Annotated in this window: 17 protein-coding genes; 6 read left to right on the top strand and 11 right to left on the bottom strand. The window is 52.7% G+C overall.

Annotation, left to right across the window (positions count from 1 at the left end):
• The first annotated feature begins 2 nt into the window (after positions 1-2).
• The gene (locus ACT7DV_RS17920) at positions 3-674 is read left to right on the top strand and encodes a lysophospholipid acyltransferase family protein (RefSeq protein ID WP_444664652.1); all 672 of its coding nucleotides are present in this window, start codon (positions 3-5) and stop codon (positions 672-674) included.
• A 77-nt stretch (positions 675-751) separates the two neighbouring features.
• Positions 752-2,146 carry a class II 3-deoxy-7-phosphoheptulonate synthase gene (locus ACT7DV_RS17915; protein WP_444664649.1) on the top strand — a complete coding sequence of 465 codons (1,395 nt, stop codon included), beginning with the start codon at positions 752-754 and terminating at the stop codon, positions 2,144-2,146.
• 54 nt (positions 2,147-2,200) lie between these two features.
• On the opposite strand, the gene ACT7DV_RS17910 is transcribed toward ACT7DV_RS17915, so the two are convergent.
• Entirely contained in the window at positions 2,201-4,408 is a 2,208-nt protein-coding gene (locus tag ACT7DV_RS17910) for a protein kinase domain-containing protein (protein ID WP_444664647.1), read from the bottom strand.
• A 199-nt stretch (positions 4,409-4,607) separates the two neighbouring features.
• Entirely contained in the window at positions 4,608-4,856 is a 249-nt protein-coding gene (locus ACT7DV_RS17905) for a WhiB family transcriptional regulator (protein ID WP_013348560.1), read from the bottom strand.
• 357 nt (positions 4,857-5,213) lie between these two features.
• Here ACT7DV_RS17905 and ACT7DV_RS17900 point away from each other — a divergent pair, with 357 nt between their 5' ends.
• Positions 5,214-5,627 (top strand): hypothetical protein, encoded by a 414-nt coding sequence (locus ACT7DV_RS17900; RefSeq protein ID WP_444664645.1) that lies wholly within the window; start codon positions 5,214-5,216, stop codon positions 5,625-5,627.
• Here ACT7DV_RS17900 and ACT7DV_RS17895 read toward each other — a convergent pair whose 3' ends face one another.
• Positions 5,628-9,308: an FtsK/SpoIIIE domain-containing protein gene (locus ACT7DV_RS17895; protein WP_444664643.1), complete on the bottom strand. Its 3,681-nt coding sequence runs from the start codon at positions 9,306-9,308 to the stop codon at positions 5,628-5,630.
• A 252-nt stretch (positions 9,309-9,560) separates the two neighbouring features.
• Here ACT7DV_RS17895 and ACT7DV_RS17890 point away from each other — a divergent pair, with 252 nt between their 5' ends.
• The 3 genes from ACT7DV_RS17890 to ACT7DV_RS17880 are packed head-to-tail and all read left to right on the top strand — an operon-like array spanning position 9,561 to position 12,573.
• Positions 9,561-10,781 (top strand): CpaF family protein, encoded by a 1,221-nt coding sequence (locus tag ACT7DV_RS17890; protein ID WP_444664885.1) that lies wholly within the window; start codon positions 9,561-9,563, stop codon positions 10,779-10,781.
• 2 nt (positions 10,782-10,783) lie between these two features.
• Positions 10,784-11,635 carry a type II secretion system F family protein gene (locus ACT7DV_RS17885; RefSeq protein WP_444664641.1) on the top strand — a complete coding sequence of 284 codons (852 nt, stop codon included), beginning with the start codon at positions 10,784-10,786 and terminating at the stop codon, positions 11,633-11,635.
• Positions 11,632-12,573, top strand: coding sequence for a type II secretion system F family protein (locus ACT7DV_RS17880; protein ID WP_444664639.1), 942 nt, complete (start codon positions 11,632-11,634; stop codon positions 12,571-12,573). Before ACT7DV_RS17885 ends, ACT7DV_RS17880 begins: the two co-directional genes overlap by 4 nt.
• 300 nt (positions 12,574-12,873) lie before the next feature.
• Here ACT7DV_RS17880 and ACT7DV_RS17875 read toward each other — a convergent pair whose 3' ends face one another.
• The 8 genes from ACT7DV_RS17875 to ACT7DV_RS17840 all read right to left on the bottom strand — a co-directional run bounded on the left by ACT7DV_RS17875 (position 12,874) and on the right by ACT7DV_RS17840 (position 17,492).
• The gene (locus tag ACT7DV_RS17875; protein ID WP_444664638.1) at positions 12,874-13,554 is read right to left on the bottom strand and encodes a hypothetical protein; all 681 of its coding nucleotides are present in this window, start codon (positions 13,552-13,554) and stop codon (positions 12,874-12,876) included.
• A 57-nt stretch (positions 13,555-13,611) separates the two neighbouring features.
• Positions 13,612-14,043 carry a hypothetical protein gene (locus ACT7DV_RS17870; protein WP_444664636.1) on the bottom strand — a complete coding sequence of 144 codons (432 nt, stop codon included), beginning with the start codon at positions 14,041-14,043 and terminating at the stop codon, positions 13,612-13,614.
• Positions 14,044-14,097: 54 nt separating this feature from the next.
• Complete coding sequence (locus ACT7DV_RS17865; protein ID WP_444664635.1) at positions 14,098-14,541, bottom strand: hypothetical protein; 444 nt, start codon at positions 14,539-14,541, stop codon at positions 14,098-14,100.
• A gap of 118 nt (positions 14,542-14,659) precedes the next feature.
• Positions 14,660-15,196 (bottom strand): hypothetical protein, encoded by a 537-nt coding sequence (locus ACT7DV_RS17860; RefSeq protein ID WP_444664633.1) that lies wholly within the window; start codon positions 15,194-15,196, stop codon positions 14,660-14,662.
• A 57-nt stretch (positions 15,197-15,253) separates the two neighbouring features.
• On the bottom strand, positions 15,254-16,000 hold the full coding sequence (locus tag ACT7DV_RS17855; protein ID WP_444664632.1) for an RNA polymerase sigma factor: 747 nt from the start codon (positions 15,998-16,000) through the stop codon (positions 15,254-15,256).
• Positions 16,001-16,143: 143 nt separating this feature from the next.
• Positions 16,144-16,668, bottom strand: a complete 525-nt coding sequence (locus tag ACT7DV_RS17850) for a hypothetical protein (protein WP_444664630.1) — start codon at positions 16,666-16,668, stop codon at positions 16,144-16,146.
• A gap of 28 nt (positions 16,669-16,696) precedes the next feature.
• Entirely contained in the window at positions 16,697-16,927 is a 231-nt protein-coding gene (locus ACT7DV_RS17845) for a hypothetical protein (RefSeq protein ID WP_444664629.1), read from the bottom strand.
• A gap of 274 nt (positions 16,928-17,201) precedes the next feature.
• On the bottom strand, positions 17,202-17,492 hold the full coding sequence (locus tag ACT7DV_RS17840; protein WP_444664627.1) for a hypothetical protein: 291 nt from the start codon (positions 17,490-17,492) through the stop codon (positions 17,202-17,204).
• Positions 17,493-17,528 lie beyond the last annotated feature (36 nt).

Genomic DNA, 17,528 nt, shown 5'->3' with positions numbered 1-17,528 from the left:
CCGTGCTGTATGACTTCCTCAAGCGATTCGCCGTTCGGCCACTGGTGAGGATCTTCTTCCGCGTGGATCTGCAAGGCATCAACAACGTTCCGGGCGCCGGAGCGGCCATTCTGGCCTCAAATCACCTGTCAGTCAGCGACTCGGTGTTCCTGCCTGCGATGCTTGAGCGCCCGGTAATCTTCCTGGCCAAGGACGAGTATTTCAACGGCCGCGGACTCAAGGGGCGCATCACCGCATGGTTCTTCCGCAATATCAATCAGCTGCCAATGGACCGTTCAGGCGGGCAGAAATCAGCCGCTTCCCTGGCTAGCGCCAAACGGGCCCTGGATGAAGGAAAAATTCTGGGGATCTATCCAGAAGGCACCCGCTCACCGGATGGAAGGCTGTACCGCGCAAAGCTCGGCGTGGCCATCCTCGCTCTGGAATCCGGGGCACCGGTGATTCCGGTGGCCATGATCGGCACCGAAAAGGTCCAGCCTATCGGGCAGGGCCTGCCTCATCCGGGGAAGATCGGAATCAAGATCGGCGAGCCCCTGCACTTCGAGCATTTGGCGGGCAAACACGGCGATCCGCAGGCGCTAAGGGCCTGCGCCGATGAGATCCGGCAGGCAATCAATGCGCTGTCTGGACAGAGCTATGTCGACGTTTATGCACCCCGGAAAGCTAAAAAATAGAAGACGGTTCACAGTATTACGCGCTGTTGTTACATTCGTCGCGGTGCTTTGCCGATCAGCGACGTAGAATCTTCAAGGTGAGCGAAGTAAACCGAACCCCATTGCCAGGCTCCTCTGTAGCCGGCCCCGCCACTGATCCGCAACTAGACCTGTGGCGTGAAATGCCTATTGCCCAGCAGCCAACCTGGCGTGAGCACAAGGACTATCAGTCCTCCATCAACGAATTGGGTTCGCGTCCTCCTCTGGTTTTTGCCGGCGAAGTAGATGTCCTGCGTGAACGCCTCGCCGAGGCCGCACAGGGCCGCGCTTTCCTCCTGCAGGGAGGCGACTGCGCCGAGACCTTTGCCGATGCTACCGCTGACAAGATTTCCGCACGTGTGCGCACCATCTTGCAGATGGCCGTTGTCCTGACCTATGGCTCATCGATGCCGGTCATCAAGATGGGCCGCATGGCTGGCCAGTTTGCCAAGCCGCGTTCCTCGAATGACGAAACCCGAGATGGCGTAACCCTGCCGGCATTCCGCGGCGACATCGTCAACGGCTACGAATTCACCGAGGAATCGCGTGCCCACGATCCGAAGCGCATGGTGCAGGCGTACAACACCTCATCGGCCACGCTGAACCTGATTCGGGCCTTCACGCAGGGCGGCTTCGCCGACCTGCGCAGCGTGCACTCGTGGAACAGCGGATTCATGGCCAACCCGGCACACTCCGCTTACGAGCAGCTGGCTGGCGAAATCGACTCGGCCATCCGCTTCATGGATGCCTGCGGCGCGGACTTCGAGGCGCTCAAGCGCACCGAGTTCTTCGCCTCGCACGAAGCCCTGCTGCTGGACTACGAGCGTGCCTTGACACGCACCGATTCGCGTACCGGCCTGCCGTACGACACCAGCGGCCACTTCTTGTGGATCGGCGAACGCACCCGCCAGCTCGATCACGCACACATCGACTTCCTCTCGCGTGTGCGCAACCCGATTGGCGTGAAGCTTGGACCGAACACCGAGCCAGATGACGCGCTGCGCCTGATCGAAAAGCTCGATCCGAACCGCGAACCAGGCCGACTGACCTTCATCACCCGCATGGGTGCGAAGAACATTCGCGAGAAGCTGCCAAACCTGGTCGAGAAGGTCACTGCCTCCGGCGCCCAGGTGCTGTGGGTTACCGATCCGATGCACGGCAACACGGTCACCAGCCAGAACGGCTACAAGACCCGCAACTTCGAGGATGTCATGGACGAAGTCCGCGGCTTCTTCGAGGTGCACGACTCGCTGGGCACCTTCCCAGGTGGCCTGCATGTCGAGATGACCGGCGACGACGTGGCCGAGTGCCTCGGTGGCGCTGACCCAATTCGTGAGGAAGATTTCGACTCGCTCTACGAGTCGGTCTGCGACCCGCGACTGAACCACCGCCAGTCCCTGGAAATGGCCTTCCTGGTCTCCTCGGCACTGCAAAGCCGCAGCCGCAATCGCTAAGGCATAACCCAAAGGCTCAGTTCCCATTAGGGAACTGAGCCTTTGGCGTAACCGCTAGAAAGCGTAGATGCTGATTTCGCTACCGCGAACAGCTTCCTGATTGAGCGGAGTCTGCATTCGCACGATCTGGTTGCGACCACCGAAAACGCTGTGGGTCTTCACCTGGAAACCAGATTCCTCCAGCCGTGCCGTGGCGTCATTGACGTCGAGTCCGACAACCGATGGAATCTGAATGTATTCTGGCCCGGAGGAGAAATTGACAGTGATGGAACTGCCGAATTCGGCGGTGCCTGTTGCTGGATCTTGGGAAGCTGCCAAGCCCTTTTCCACCTGTGCCGAATGGACTTCAGCACCAGCCTTCAATGACAATCCGGCAGCGCGAAGTTTTTCCGTGGCCTGTTCCTGACTCAGGCCGATCACCGAGGGTACCTGAACTGGTGCCGGCCCCTTTGAAACAGTGAGCTTGATGGTGTTCTTCTTTGGCACCCGTTGCCCGGCGCCAGGACTTTCGCTGATTACCGCGCCAGACTCCACCGACGAAGAATACTCTTCGGTGGTGCTCAGGTTCTTGAAGCCGGCCTTGGCCAATGACTTTTTGGCGCTTTCCAATGCCAAGCCTGTAACGTCAGGAACGTCGAAGAGCTCCGGTCCTTGTGAGACGGTAAGCTCGATGCCCTGAAACTTCATGATGTTCTTCCCGGTGCCCGGGTGTGAATCGACCACCCGGCCAATCGCGATCTCGTCGTCGTAGGCCGTGCTGACCTTAACGGGGACGCCTCGGCTATCCATTTGGGCGATCGCCCGCTCTTGGAGCATGCCGTTCAGCGAAGGAATGCGCACGATCGTTCCGGGCCCGCGACCGAAGAACCAGCCAGCGCCGGCAACGAGCGCCACAATCAGGATCCACATCAAGGTGATGACGATCTTCTGGGTCCCCGTCCGCGGCTTGCGCAGGCGGTGCGTTGGAATTTGGGCTTCTTTGCGCCAACGCTTATTTGCCTGCTTTTGCGCGCGCTTTGCATCGCGTGCGGATGGCGCAGTATCGGCAGCTTCCGGCGCGCTTTGGGGAAGCTCATCGCGGGCATAAGCGGTGGTGGCATTCAGGACTGCGCCATCCGGAATGCTGTCGCCTTGGGGCAGCGCACGGGTTGCCTGGGCGTCTCGCAGGTCCAGGACCTCGGTCGCGGCGCCGGCAGCGATGATCGTGGTTGGCGATTCGTTCGCATGGTCGTCGTCGACCTCGTATTCGCCGTCACCAGAAGTGGAGTTAAGCGCTAGCCATTGCTGTTCACGTTCAATCTCCCGGTCGCGTTGCATGTCGTCGAGCCGTTGCTGCAAGGTGGTCGGCATGTGGGTGAAGGTTTTGGGAATGAGATCTGAGACGGTTCCCAGCGATTCGACGCCAAAGTCCAGCTGTTCATCGGAGAGGGTCGAATGGATCTGGCGGACCTCCTCTAGCAAGAGCGAGGCATCTTGAGGACGTTTTTCAGGGTCTTTTTCGGTGCACCAGCGAACCAGCTCATCCAGATCTTCGGCAAGACCAGGAACCGTGTGCGAAGGCAACGGCATGGGGGAGTCCAGATGGTGTTTCATCATGGCGGCTGGATTGGTTTCCGAGTATGGCAGTTTGCCGGTGAGCATCTGATAGATCATGATGCCCAGCGCGTAGATATCGCTGCGAGAATCGGCTGCCGCCCCAGAAACGAGCTCCGGTGAAACATGGGACAGCGTTGCCAGCAATGTTGCTGATTGGGTATGGGCGCTGGCTGCTCGCGCCAGGCCGAAGTCGGTCAACTTGATCTCTCCGGTGTCCGCGAGCAGGACATTTGCTGGTTTCATGTCTCGGTGAATGATGCCTTCGTTGTGAGCAGCGCTTAGTCCATTGCAAATTTGCTCCAGAACGCTCAACATCTGGCGGGGCGTGAAATGACCCCGCTCAGCGATAACTTGATCGAGGTTCCGTCCACGGACATACTCCATGACGAGGTAAACGAGATTGTCGCTGACATTATGGTCGCGAATAGAAACGACATTCGGATGCGTGATATTCGCGGCGATCACGGCTTCAGATTCAAAGCGCTCACGGACAGTGGGTTCGCTCGCGAAATTGTCGTTCAGTATTTTCACGACGACAGCGCGGTGAAGCCGCTTATCCATGCTGCGGTAGATGCGGGACATTCCGCCAAGGGCTAGCAGATGGTCGAGCCGATATCTGCCGTCGAGAGTCTTGCCCAAATGCGGGTCTGTCAGGGCTGAGCTCATTTCCCGTCTGCACCCGCCTGAATCGTGCGCGCGAAGCAGGCCAAAGTCACTAACAGATCCTTTCGAACATGAATACTACTTTTAATCTACCTAGGGGAGCTGGAAAAATGCCGGTTAAACTCGAATTCCGCCAGTGGTGTTGACCTCTGGCGGAATTCGTTTGGCGTCTCGGGTTGCGAGATTTACCTCGAGCGCATAATTATGAAGCGCGACGAGCACGTGCGGCGCGGCGCTTCAAAGCGCGGCGCTCATCTTCGCTCATACCGCCCCATACGCCTGCATCCTGACCGGACTCAATAGCCCACTGCAAGCAAGTTTCGGTTACTTCACATCGACGGCAGACGCTCTTGGCCTCTTCGATCTGCAACAGGGCCGGACCGGTGTTCCCCACTGGGAAAAACAGTTCCGGATCCTTTTCCAGACACGCCGCGCGGCTACGCCAATCCATGCTTATTGATGCTCCTTGAAATCTGAGAGGGGGTCTGAAGGGCCAACGGCAGGCAACTATGAGGCAACAACTAATTAGGAAAGAAATGAAATCCTGATTAGCCAATGGTTACCGATTGGCTCTTCTGATCTTCGGTGAGGACCGATTGGGCTCCTCGTTTAACCGACCACATAAGGTTTTCATGTTACGAGGAAGTAAACAAGGGTCATGATAGCGAAATGTTGCTGAATGCCTGAGTGCTTTCTCACATGGCATTTGGGTGGCAAGTCCGCTAGTGCCAGTTGGTGTGGCGTCCACTACAGAAGAAGTAGTCGGGGCAGTTTGAGTTCCTGCCAGACGTCAACGAAGATTGTTGACGTGAGCCACCAACACAGTAATATGCCCCGACCAATCAGTGTAGTCATCGTTGCAGCATTAGTAATGCTTGAAGCGCTGGCCGTATTGGGATGTGCCATTAGCTATCTAGGCAACTTATCGACCGACGGTGCGGTGAACGTCGGCGGACAAATCTTCATGTTGGCACTTTGCCTTTTACTGGCCATCTGGCAGGGGTCCGTTGCCGCTAACTTCTTCAAGGGGAAGGCATTCACGCGAGCCCCAATTATCGTGTGGCAATTGTTCCAACTGATCTTGTCTGTTTCATTCCTGAGCTCCAATATTCCTATGGTCAAGATAGCTGCTCTTGCATCTATCATGATTGCCGGTTCGAGCGTGGTACTGCTTTTCGCTCCAAAGACCACGGCCTTTCTTGGCGATCGGCCATCAAATTAGTTATTTCCTACGAATGTCCCGGGGGATGTGAATCATCCGTGGCTGTCCATTGCGAGAAATGATGGCGCGCCAGTACGGTCTGTTTTCAGCCGATGGCTCATGATGAAGTGCAGGCCATTGCATTGGTTGCATGTCCTGGGAATGTTCGGACTCAACGACTGCGAATTCCCGGTCATCTAATCCAAGCGCTGATAGTCCGAGCTCATACGCCAGCCTTGCCGAGGGCGGCGTGAAGAAAACGACGGGCACATTGATTGCTCCGAGTTTTTCGATTGCAGGCATGAGTCGTGGCTGTGCTGTGCTCTCCAAATAAACGCAAAGCATGGCCGGACTATCTTGTTTCCCCGATTCGAAGTCATCGATTCTTGAAGCTAATTCTTCTATGCCATTAGCGTGGGAAGCATTCCAACGATCCGCTAGAAGAAGCGACAGCTTGAGCCTCTCGTCAGCGTCGGGACAGATCATGATCAAGCGAGCTTGTTGTGGCCGGGCTATCGGGCGACCGGTAAACGGGCAGTAGCCAAGTAGCTGGGATGCTTCGTGTGGTGCCTGGCTATACGCACTGTCCTCTGGACTGGCATAGTTCCAGTTGTCGTCCTCGCGGGGAACTGCTTGAGCTGGCGCAAGCTGAAAAACCTGGGGCGGGTTGTCCGCAGTTACGATTACCCCTCGGCCGGTAATGGGAGAGCAAGCCGGAATTTTGGGCCAGATCATTTTTAGTGATTCCGTGGAATTGTATGGAAAGTACCATTGGGTCGTGAACAAGCCGGTGGATTTTAGACAATTCTGATCTCTATCGACGGCGCAAACTATGAACGGTGACTGCTGAGAACCTGAGCGCAAAAGCGAACCCAACGCCTCATCGAATCGTTGAAAGTGCTGCGGGTGCAGCACCGATTGAAGCTGAGCCAACGAATGAACCATGATGATCAAGCCATCGTCCCTCGGAAGCGATTCTAGATAATCCAGAGCATCCAAAAAAGCGTAGGTGTCATTGCCAGTGATGACCTTCAGATTTGCATGCTTGTGTGCGTCAGTCACCGGCTCTGGTCCAAAACACAATATTTTGCGGCGCAATGAGACCAAGTAGTTCAATGACTTCCGGGCGCCAGCTTCCGGCAAACCGCATATCAATAAAGAATGCCCTTGTGCGGTGTTAACGACCAGTGGTTCTAACGTGCCACCCGACAGGTTGTCCCGAACGCCGCAAAAGATGGTGCCCTTGTCCTTCCCGGGCCAGCCTGTTGGAATTAGTGCCTCTTCGGAGGTCAAAGGAAGAGGGGGTGCAAATCCCGAGACAGGTTTAGGCACCAATACCCAACGGGCCGTTAGCTGCTCCAGAAGTACCGTAAGCGGGTCCGGCCCGGATAGCTCATGTTCAGGTTCAAATGTGCAGAACGGGGCTACTGCCATATTGTTGCGGTTTCGCTCAAAAATTTCGCCTTTGAGATCGGGCTCAACAGCGAGATGAAATTGGACTTTTCCAGTTGGCCGCGAAGAACTTCGCATAATTGCCTGCCCCGGCTGATCTAGCAATGTTGCCGCAGTGGAGCCAATGAGTTCGACTGATTCGCTGGGGTCATTGACTCGAAGCGCGATGACGGCATTGATATTCGCGCGTGTTTGGCCAGTAAGAGCACCAGCGGGGCGTTGCGTACTAAGAATCAAATGAATCCCTAATGCCCGACCTACGGCGGCTAACCGGTCAATTCGCTGACCAGCTGTAGGCAGGGATTCGACAAATACCCGAAATTCATCAACGACGACTACAAGCCGTGGCAATGGTTGCGGAACTGGCGTGAGCATTTGATATTCGCCGAGATCGCTACATCCGCTATCAGCAAGGAGTTTTTCCCTACGACGTATTTCGAATTCAAGTTGTTCAAGGGTGCGCTGTGCGGAGGACTCGTCTAAATCACTAGCGAAAAGTTGAACGTGAGGGAGCGGCTTAAAAACTGATAATCCTGCGCCTCCTTTGAAATCGATAAGGACGAAAGCTAAATGCTGTGGCGAGAAGCTATGTGCAAGATCCGCAACTATGCGGCGCAGGGCTTCCGATTTTCCGGACCCGGTCGTTCCGCAGATCAGCATATGTGGCCCGTCCGAATCCAGGTCAAGTGCTACCTCGGTTCCTTCATCGGTGACTCCTATAGCAGCTCGCACGATGTTTGCAGGTTCCGATAATGCTTGTTGCACGGCAATAGGCCCTGATGGCAGCAAACGCAATAACTGCTGGACGGTTCGGTCGAATCGCATCAAGCTTAATCGGTGCAAATTCTTGAGTACGAAGCGCTGGTCAGGAAGGTGAGTTGAATGGGAGTTAATTTCGATCCAGTGTTCTGCGGCCTCCGGGAGCCTAGGGCCAAGGCCGATTATTAAGGTCTCGGGGAGGAGCCGAGTCGGCGCGGCTGTTAGATAAATGGACTTAAGCAAAGGAACTTCGCGTTGCCAGGGACTCTGCTCCGAGGGCATCGGTGGGCTGGAAGCGGTGACATTCTTCATCAGTAATAAGGAAGCAGGTAAACAACGGATGCTCGGATCGATATAGAGCGATAGTTTTCCCGTGGCGATCAGCGGTAAGAAACGTGCAAGAACACTGGCCAAGACTCCTCCAGTTTCCGGACCTTGAGCGCCGACCAAATGCCAAACTCCAGGAACTGACGGAGAAAAGACTGGACCATGCCAGGGCGCATCTAGCTTCCGTCTCTTGAGCTTGAACCGTGATCTTTGCGAAGCATCGGACTGTGGAGACTCATGCAATTGTGGAGACCAGAGCCCGTCGCCCCAAACCAACGGAGGTACGGACGGCGAGTTAATGTTCAAAGCGGTCGCGTCTAGCCCTGCAATAATTGCTTGCCCCAACGGAGCGGCATACGTGGATCGATTCTGGATTACTGCATTCCGTTGGGCGCGCATGGCTCGTTTCCAACGTCTGAGCTCAGATACCAATTGGCTTGCCGGGGCCAAGCCCATGAGGGCAGAGATCCCACTAATGATCAGAAAGAACATCGTTCCCATCAAAATTGCCAATAGAACGCCAGTCAGGATCGGGACAAGGGCAGCCAGCGAGAGCATCACCAGCCGGCTCATTTCAGGCTTTGGAGGGACATGGACTTCCAAGTCCTCATCTCGAATCGTTTTTTTGGATTCCGTGGCGACCGGGTCGCCAACCACGAAAAACGTATTTCCTAAACGAAACCGAGAACCTAGAACTAGGTCCATTGAGCTGCAGAGAATCCCATCCTCACGAGTTATCTGGTGGTTGGCTGCTGCCACCAGCCGTAGGCGCCGCGTAGAAACATTTAAAGTCGCGTGGCATCGTGAAATAAGTGGGTCTTCGAGCCACAGTGGAGCCCCCCGGCCAATTGAATGCTCCCCTTGAGTGAGAGAAATCCAAGCTCCAGAATCTGGGCCGTGGAGGACATAGAGCTTTAAGGTAGCTGATTTATCGATGTATTCAGGTTGCACCTGAGGAATATCGCTCAGAATCAATTTTTGGCCTGATGCTAAAGAGCCCAAGCTTTCCAGGCTGTCTTGTCCGAAATACCAATACTGATTGGGAAAAGATGACAGGAGAATTGACGACAATTTGTCTCCAGTCAGTCTCCCGGTCGAGACCAATTCAAATTGTCGTGGATGCTGGAAAAGTTGCGATATCAAGAGAAATTCGTAGCGGGGCATGAAGAATCCTGATCGTATGTGACAAGCCTTGTATGACCAATAAAAGCGTGATGGTCCACCTGCTCGCATAACTAAAAAACGGCCTGTGGAGAAAGAATTTTCGGTTGTCCACAAAAGGAAAACCTCTTGAAAGCTAAGCGAAGTGCCTATAGCATCCCTTGTCATACGAATATGAATGCTGCACCGACGATGCGCTCGCCGATGGTCCCCGACTTCGGGATTCTTTGTTACGAAGAGCCACAGGGGTGCGTCGTGGAAGCTCTGTCCATCGTTGAGGACGAAGTTCGTGAATTGGTGAGACGCCGCGGACTGGATCCGGCTAAGCAACCGACTTTGATCAAGTCCTTGATCGAGGAAGTAATCAAGGACTATGACGAGCGTGCTCTGCTTGGTGCAGTACCATCCCTGGGCTCACTCGACGCTGCCCGTCAAACAATTTTTGATAATGTCGCAGGTTTTGGCGCGTTACAACCACTTCTCGATGACCCTACTGTTGAGGAAATTTGGATAAATGCTCCACATCAAGTGTTCTGCGCCAGAGGAGGGCAAAGCCAACTAACCCATATCCGCATGGAATCTTCAGAGATTGCCGCGTTGGTCGAGAGAATGCTCAAGTCTTCCGGACGGCGATTGGATCTGTCGCAGCCGTTTGTCGATTGCCAGCTTCCGGATGGGTCCCGCTTACATGTGGTGATTCCAGATATTACGCATGAGCACTGGGCAGTGAATATTCGCAAATTCATTGCGCGCGCAGGGAAACTGGATGATCTGGTGGAATTGGATTCCTTGAGTAGGCAGGCCGCTTTGTACCTGTCAACGGCCATCAACGCGGGACTGAACGTTATTGTCACGGGACCAACACAGGCCGGCAAAACGACGATGCTCAATTGTTTGGCCTCTTCAATTGGTCCGCGTGAGCGCATCATTACCATTGAAGAAATTTTTGAACTTAATCTTTCTTTGCGCGATGTGGTGGCCATGCAAACGCGGCTCGCAAACCTTGAAGGAATGGGCGAAATTACGATGCGTCGCCTAGTCAAAGAGGCGCTTCGTATGAGGCCGGACAGGATTATTGTGGGGGAGGTCCGTGAGGCCGAGTCGCTGGACATGCTCATCGCCCTGAATTCAGGGATTTCTGGGCTTTGTACCCTTCACGCGAATTCTGCGAGGGACGCGATTACGAAGATTTGCACTTTGCCTTTATTAGCGGGTCCGAACATCACCAGCGACTTCACGGTCAAAACTGTTGCTGCTTGTATAGATCTAGTCGTGCATTGCGTACGCAGCCCTGGTGGGAATCGATACGTAAATGAAGTCCTCAGCATTCGTAACCGGGTGGAAGCAGGACAAATCGAATCGTCTACTTTGTTTGAAAGACGAGATGGAAGTCTTCGCGCCTCGCCAAGCGCGGATTGGGAGCACGAAAAATTCGATCTTGCCGGGATCAACGTCGCGGAACTGATGGCGGTATAGCGATGATCGCGTTTTTTGCATTGCTTGGTGGTCTCGGGCTGGCTGTCTTGGTCGATTGGCTGCTCTTCGCACCGTGGGTGCGTGCTCCGAAACGGAGGTCAGCGATCAAAGGGGCCCTGCTGCAAGCTGGAATGACAAATGTGACACCGCCCAAGTTCCTCATGATTTGTTTGGTGTGTGGTGTTGTATCAGGATTATTGACCTTGGGGCTAACTGGCGCGTGGCTGTTTGCCCTTCTATTTTTCAGCTTTGGAATTTTCGCCCCATGGGCATTTCTGCGTCGTCAAGCGTCTAAGCGGCGGGCTGCATTGCAGGAACAATGGCCTGAAGTCGTGGACCATCTGCGAAGCGCCATACGTGCCGGGCTGTCGTTGCCTGAAGCCCTGAGCCAACTCGCAACAGTGGGACCAAAAATACTCAGGCCGCTGTTCGGGGACTTTGCTTTGGACTATCGAGCCACCGCCAACTTTAACGTAGCTCTGGAACAGCTTAGTGAGCGAATGGCCGACCCAGTTGCCGACAAGATCTTGACCACCCTTCGAATCACTCGTGAAGTCGGTGGCACTGATTTGGGACACACCTTAGCAACCTTGTCTGCTTTCCTTCGCGATGACGTACGCACGCGTGGCGAACTGGCCGCTCGGCAGTCCTGGATAGTCTCCGCAGCCCGGTTGGCTGTGGCGGCGCCATGGATTCTGCTCCTGATTCTGGGAACCCAGGACGCGGCAAAAGACGCGTACATGACGGCCAGTGGAGTGCTTGTCCTGGGTCTAGGAGTATTAATCTCAATCGTCTGTTACCGAATCATGCTGCGGTTGGGCACGTTACCGGCGGAAGAGAGAGTTCTGTCATGAACTCATACGTTTCATGGGGTGCTCTGTGCGGACTCGGGTTCGGGCTAGGGATATGGATCATCCTGGTCAATCTGCCCGGATGGAGAAAAATGGCTTTCGCCGAACGAATTGCCCCACACGTCCGCGTCGGCGTCAGAAGTTCGCGGATGCTTGAGGACTCTTGGCATTCAGAGTCGGGGCATTCAGCGCTGGCCCAACTTGCATCGCCATTGATCTCGCAAATGAGAAAGTTTGCCAGTAGCCATAGCCCTTCCAATGACATTCTCAAGAAAAGGCTCCATGCCGCTGGCCTTGAGTTGAGCATAATTGACTATCGCTCACAAGAGATCATCTGTGCATTGGCCGGAGTTGTGGCAGGGGCCGTTTGTACTGCGTTTATTTCAATGCAATATGACCTGTCGCTGGTCTTTGCTGTCTTGGCCGTTATTTGCTGTGGGATGTTGGGTTACGCGTTGCGAGGCTGGTGGCTTGGCGAACAAATTCATCGCAGAGCTCGAAAAATATTGACCCAATTCCCAACGGTTGCTGAAGTCCTGGCCTTGACGGTCGGTGCAGGGGAATCAACTACTGGTGCAATCGAACGTATCTCCCGAATCTGCCACGGAGTCATAGGTGAAGAATTCGTGAAGACGTTGAACGACATTCATTCCGGAACTCCTATGGTTCACGCGATGCAAAATATGTCTGATCGAATGCAAGTCGGAACGATCTCAAGATTTGTTGATGCAATCGTGGTTGCCACCGAACGTGGGACTCCTCTAGCCCAAGTACTCAGAGACCAAGCTCAAGACGTTCGAGACGCATCGAAACGCGAATTAATGGAAGTTGCGGGAAAACGAGAAATTTTCATGCTCGTACCCGTTGTCTTTGGCATTTTGCCCTTGACGATCGTATTCGCGGTATTCCCGGGACTAGCGCTATTGGAGATGAGCCATTGAACGAATTTAGTAGTGATGTAACTCCGAACCTTGAAATTACGAACACTGGAAGGCACGCCATGTTGAACATACAGGAATTTTTCGTTGGTCTCTTTTTGCGATTAGTGGTTGTGGCAAAGAGGCTGTGGGAAAAAATCTCGCCCAAAATTGGAGACTCTAGAGGCGACGTGCCTGGTTGAGCTGGAATTTATAAACACGTAAGTATACGAAAGTCGGTTTGACTTGGGCAAACTCTTCTAGGAATTATTGAAGGAGTGGTAGCGTGTCGTATCGAATGATCAGGGGGTGATCAAGTTAGATTCACTCATTGATTGGCGTATTTGCCCATGTCCAGAATCGCGCCAAGCGATTTCGAACCATCAAATCATTTCTCGCCGTTTTAACCATTTGCTCCCATATGTGGTTCTGATGAGTTGATAACGTTGAGAAGGCCTGCTTGCGCTTATCGTTGTCAGGGTCGTACAGGCCTTGATACTTTTCTTCGTTCAACATCTCATTCAGCAGATTAGTCATTCTGTCAGAACTTATGATCGAAACTCTTCCTTTGGTATCCCTCAGTTCTTCGGCAAGTAGTTTAATGCGATCCAATGTCAGATTGAGGTTGTCGCTTAGTTCCGCAATAGACTCAGCTAACTGCTTGACTTCAGCCCGAAGACGGCTAGTCTCCTCTTGGTTATTGGATGATTTCTTCTGAAGTATTGCCATCTTATTCTCTGCAATACTGACTTTGTCGTGGTAGCTATCGATACGTAAGGAGTTGTGCATGAGGAACTTTGACGCATGCATGATGCCTGAATAGATCCTCATTATTTCGATGTAAGCTTGGTGGCGTTCTTCTCTTATCCACTTAGAGTTTTCGTTCGCATTATTAATGAGCCAACCTATAGCGCCAATTCCGAACGTAATTGCAATACCAATAAAAAGGAAAGTAATGTCAGGTGACTGACTACGTTCTTCTGCGGCCTTAACTAGAATTTCCATGATTCCAGCATAAGTTAGCCCCTTCACCAATTGTGTAAAGGGCTAATCGCAACGCCGCTAAGTGTTTCGTTTGAAAAACTTCTTTTTCGCTGGAGTATCGTAGGTTCCAAGATCAGTTCTCAGCTCTCGATACAGCTTTTCTCGGGCGATTTCAAACGGTGTCTGGTCAGACCGGAACCCACTGTTATAGTGCTCATCGTCTAGATTCTCTAAAGCCACATATACCGGAATGGATCCGATAAGGCGTGTCTTCAGCTTGAAATCTTGCATCTCTCGGCCACGGTCATTATGGTTTCGTTCGTCATCTTCGTCATGAAGACTTTTGGAGAAGTCGAGAAGGTCAAGGTAGAGCCCGTACCTCTTCTCGCGAACCCAGCGTTTCTGCTCGTATCTTTCTTCGCGCAACTTCATTCGCCAATTGAAAATAATGGTCACGAGGGATGCCGCTACAGCACCGGTCAAAGCTGAAACGATTATTTGCCAATTCATACCCAAAGCATACGGAAAGACCCTCCCGGGGCGAATCTAGGAGGGTCTTTCGCTTTAGTTTTCGGAAGGAGTAGCTTCAATCTCATTTCGCATGATCCCGGCTAGATCTCTAATTTTCTGGTTTAAGACAGGGCGAGTCTCACCTTTGGTGCGGACTGTGCTCATAAAGGCGGCTCGTACTTCGTCGTAAGCTACTTGCACTTCAAGTGAGCCGAATAGTTCAATCTGCGTATCCGTGGAACTTAGAGCGGCTATATGTTTCGCGTTGTATTCAGCCTCATTCGTTTTGGGTACGCCAATCGAGGTTTCTAACTCCTTGTAATAGGTGAGAGTCTCTGAGTACGTCTTTAGCTTTAAGTCCCTGAGCCATATTTGGTGTTCCTTATCCTGATTTCGAAGCCAGACCTCATGTTGCTTCTCGTTCTCTTTAGCCCACATTTCGCTTGCGTGTTTGTGCTCTGCCTTTTTGAGCCGAAGGTTAGCAAAGTAGTTGATCACGGACGCTCCTACAGCGCCTCCGAGAATTGAAGTGAGAATAGTCCAGTCCATGAGTCAAATCATATGAGAAGAACCCGTTGTGTTAGCCGGTGCTGGTGATATTACAAAGGTCTCGGGGTCAAAGATCGAATTTAAGGTCTTTTCTAGCGGCCTTAATGACTTGCTCCCATAGGGTCTTCTGTTTTTCGAGATACTCTGACCTGTCTATATTGTGCCCTCTGGCGGATAGTCGTTCTGAGGTCTCGTTGATGAATTCAATGTAGGACTCCATCTCCTTTTCGAAACCCAAAGAGCCTACTAACTCCAATTCTCCCCAGAAGATTTCCAACTCCTGTAGTTGATCGATACAGCTGATTAGCTTATCGCCGTATTCTTGTTTGTCGAAGTCTTCCGTAGCGACAACGGCATCCAATTTTTGGTACGCCTTCCGATGCAACCGGGCCGCTTCCGAATAAATTTTCAGTCGGGTTTCTCGTTTCCATTTCCGATGTTCAGACTTTGAATCTGCGAACTTTGCCCAAATGGTCACACCGCTTGTCATAAGTGCACCGCCGAACGCGCTGGCAATGATTGTCCAAAAGAGGTTGGGTGAATTGTTCGCCTGTTCAGCTGCGGGAACGGCGCACTCTGCGGCAATGTAAATGATTTGAAGCATATCCAAAGCATATGAGAAGAACCCGTAGCCTTCCGACTGCGGGTTCTTGTTAAAGATTTAGTTGTTATAAGTAAGGCGCTTTCGAGCCTTGGAGATCGCGTTCTTGTAATGGGTCTTTGTGTCTGTGGTGGACATCCCTAGTTCATCGGCGGTCTCGTTGAACCCCTTGGCTGTTGATGGTGAGTAACCGGCAAGGCCGAAGTGGACGGTTAGAACTTGAACCTCTTCCGGTGTTAAATCCTGCTCGTCTCCATGTGCTTCGAAGACACTAGTAACCTGTGACTTTACGGCCTCGGGAACCTCAGGTGATTCTGTCTCCGGCGTGGGGATTGAAAGACATTCGATCAGGTTGTCTTCAATGAAGCCGGAGTTCTTTAGGGTGTGGTGAACGTTGAGAAAAGTCTCTTTCAACATATGGTGTTGCTTATTCCAGTCACGAAGCGCTTTGTTGGCATCCCCATCGTACTTACGAAGAATTTGGTAGTAGCGCTGAATGGTGCGGTCGGGGATGCGGGTTACTTCTGCGGAGGCCTTCTCGAACATGAGTTCATCGTTCAAGGCGTACTTGATGACGTTGGCTAAGCTGTCGTGCTTCGTGTAATCGAACTTGTGGACTGCTTCCATAAATCCGGCGTGGGTTGCCGAATCGATTTCGCTCTGGTCGAGGTACGGCGAATACCTGTAGGCGGCTCCCTCGAAGGCTGGGCGGTATTGGTTTAGGAGCTTTTCGGCGGCTTCGTTGTCACCGGCTTTGGTCTTGGCAATAAGTTCGCGTTCATCGGAAGGGGAGAGTGGAGTAATCATGAAGTTTCTTTCTGGTAAATATTTGTTGCTTATTGGAATACTTTTATCTTAACATCGATTTTAGACCCCTTGTCAGGCTCTGGTTTTAGACAAACGAAAAACCCCTACGAAATCACTGATTCCATAGGGGTTTTGGCGGGTTGCTACTTAATGAGCTTGTCTAAGTTGCTCATGTGCTTTATCAACTTATGTTGAAGATCCTTGTCATCGATGTTGCTAGCGACTCGGGATATCAGGGAGACCAGCTCTAGAACATCATCTTCGGATTTGATCTTCTCTGTGAGGAGTTTGTAGGCTCCGGCCCGTTCCCGGTTGTTATTGGCAATCCGTTCCTTGGGGCTAATCGGTCTCAACTCGGCTAGTTCAATTTCATCCGGGGTTAACATTTCACGGAGGGCAACCCCCACGGCGTAGCGAAGTCTAGCGCTCACGGACTTTCGCTCCACCTCATCGGGGTAGAGATCTTTCATGAACTCACTGTGCCAATTTCGGTAAGCGTAGGAGCGGCCCTGATAATCAGGGTTCCCGGTCTCGGCTTGGATGAAGTGGTTTCTCCGGATGCCTACCAAGACTCGACCAGCTGGAACCATGCTCTCACGGCTCATTGTGTTTTTGAGTGCCGTTCGAAGTTCTAGCTCATACTGGTCGAGGGTCTTGATGTTAGCCATGAGTTAAGCGTAACAGGATTAGTTGTTATTACTCTCCAAGGCCTTCAATCTCTGTCTCCTCTGTCTGTCCTTGAACATTGCGCTTTGCCAGCTCGTTGGTTCCTAGTCCTAAGAGTGCGCCAATCAAAACCATGATGGTTTCGTCAAGGCCGGGAATGAGGAAGCCTGACACTACGAGAAGCGCGATAACTGCTCTTGCTACGCCGTAGACGTAGTTGCGGTTCTTTGGATCGGTGAGGAAGTCTTTGATTTTGTTCATTGGGTGTCCTTAGGTAGTTGTTTAGGTGGAACGGGGATTCCGTTCCTGATTAGTTCGTTCACGAGACGATTGTTGTAGTCCTCCAGCTCGTCAATCTCGGTGTTGAGTCCAAGGATTTCCTTGTCGTACCTCGTGAAGAAGCGGGAGTCAGCGTCTAGTTCAGAATTTCGGGCTTTGTCTTTGTAGTCATTTCGAGCTTTGTACCAAGTGACATAACCACCTGAACCGAAGAGGCCCACGATGATTGCGATGATGATTGCTTCCAAAGTGGGCCTCAGCTCTTGGGTAATTTACGGAGCTTTCGGGCAACGTGGGATAGATGGAAATAGCGCTCGATCATGGACAGGGAAGCCACAATCAGAAGCATGATGACAACACCGGTTGAAATCCCGATTAGGAGAATTGCCGTGACGACGCATAGCCCGGTGAGGGGGAGTAGCGAAACCCATTCAAGGCGGTACTGGGAAACCATCACGGACACGGCTGAGGCTGTGCCAAGCACGAAGATTCCAAGCCCAGCCCATGGAAGGGCTCCGGTGAAGTACATGAAAAGTATTAGGCCCATGATTGCTAGTACTGAGTAGCGAGCGAAGAGGCTCAC

Source organism: Glutamicibacter sp. TV12E, from assembly GCF_052441935.1.
Taxonomy (GTDB): domain Bacteria; phylum Actinomycetota; class Actinomycetes; order Actinomycetales; family Micrococcaceae; genus Glutamicibacter.
Note: the sequence above shows the minus strand (reverse complement) of the source record. Positions and strands in the feature narration are given on the sequence as shown.

Bases quoted from the DNA above. Each gene is read 5' to 3' on its own strand.
- ACT7DV_RS17885 (WP_444664641.1), top strand. From the start codon at position 10,784: ATGATCGCGTTTTTTGCATTGCTTGGTGGTCTCGGGCTGGCTGTCTTG.
- ACT7DV_RS17860 (WP_444664633.1), bottom strand. From the start codon at position 15,196: ATGCTTCAAATCATTTACATTGCCGCAGAGTGCGCCGTTCCCGCAGCT.
- ACT7DV_RS17855 (WP_444664632.1), bottom strand. From the start codon at position 16,000: ATGATTACTCCACTCTCCCCTTCCGATGAACGCGAACTTATTGCCAAG.
- ACT7DV_RS17875 (WP_444664638.1), bottom strand. From the start codon at position 13,554: ATGGAAATTCTAGTTAAGGCCGCAGAAGAACGTAGTCAGTCACCTGAC.
- ACT7DV_RS17870 (WP_444664636.1), bottom strand. From the start codon at position 14,043: ATGAATTGGCAAATAATCGTTTCAGCTTTGACCGGTGCTGTAGCGGCA.
- ACT7DV_RS17845 (WP_444664629.1), bottom strand. From the start codon at position 16,927: ATGAACAAAATCAAAGACTTCCTCACCGATCCAAAGAACCGCAACTAC.
- ACT7DV_RS17910 (WP_444664647.1), bottom strand. From the start codon at position 4,408: ATGAGCTCAGCCCTGACAGACCCGCATTTGGGCAAGACTCTCGACGGC.
- ACT7DV_RS17895 (WP_444664643.1), bottom strand. From the start codon at position 9,308: ATGCCCCGCTACGAATTTCTCTTGATATCGCAACTTTTCCAGCATCCA.
- ACT7DV_RS17905 (WP_013348560.1), bottom strand. From the start codon at position 4,856: ATGGATTGGCGTAGCCGCGCGGCGTGTCTGGAAAAGGATCCGGAACTG.
- ACT7DV_RS17880 (WP_444664639.1), top strand. From the start codon at position 11,632: ATGAACTCATACGTTTCATGGGGTGCTCTGTGCGGACTCGGGTTCGGG.
- ACT7DV_RS17840 (WP_444664627.1), bottom strand. From the start codon at position 17,492: ATGGGCCTAATACTTTTCATGTACTTCACCGGAGCCCTTCCATGGGCT.
- ACT7DV_RS17850 (WP_444664630.1), bottom strand. From the start codon at position 16,668: ATGGCTAACATCAAGACCCTCGACCAGTATGAGCTAGAACTTCGAACG.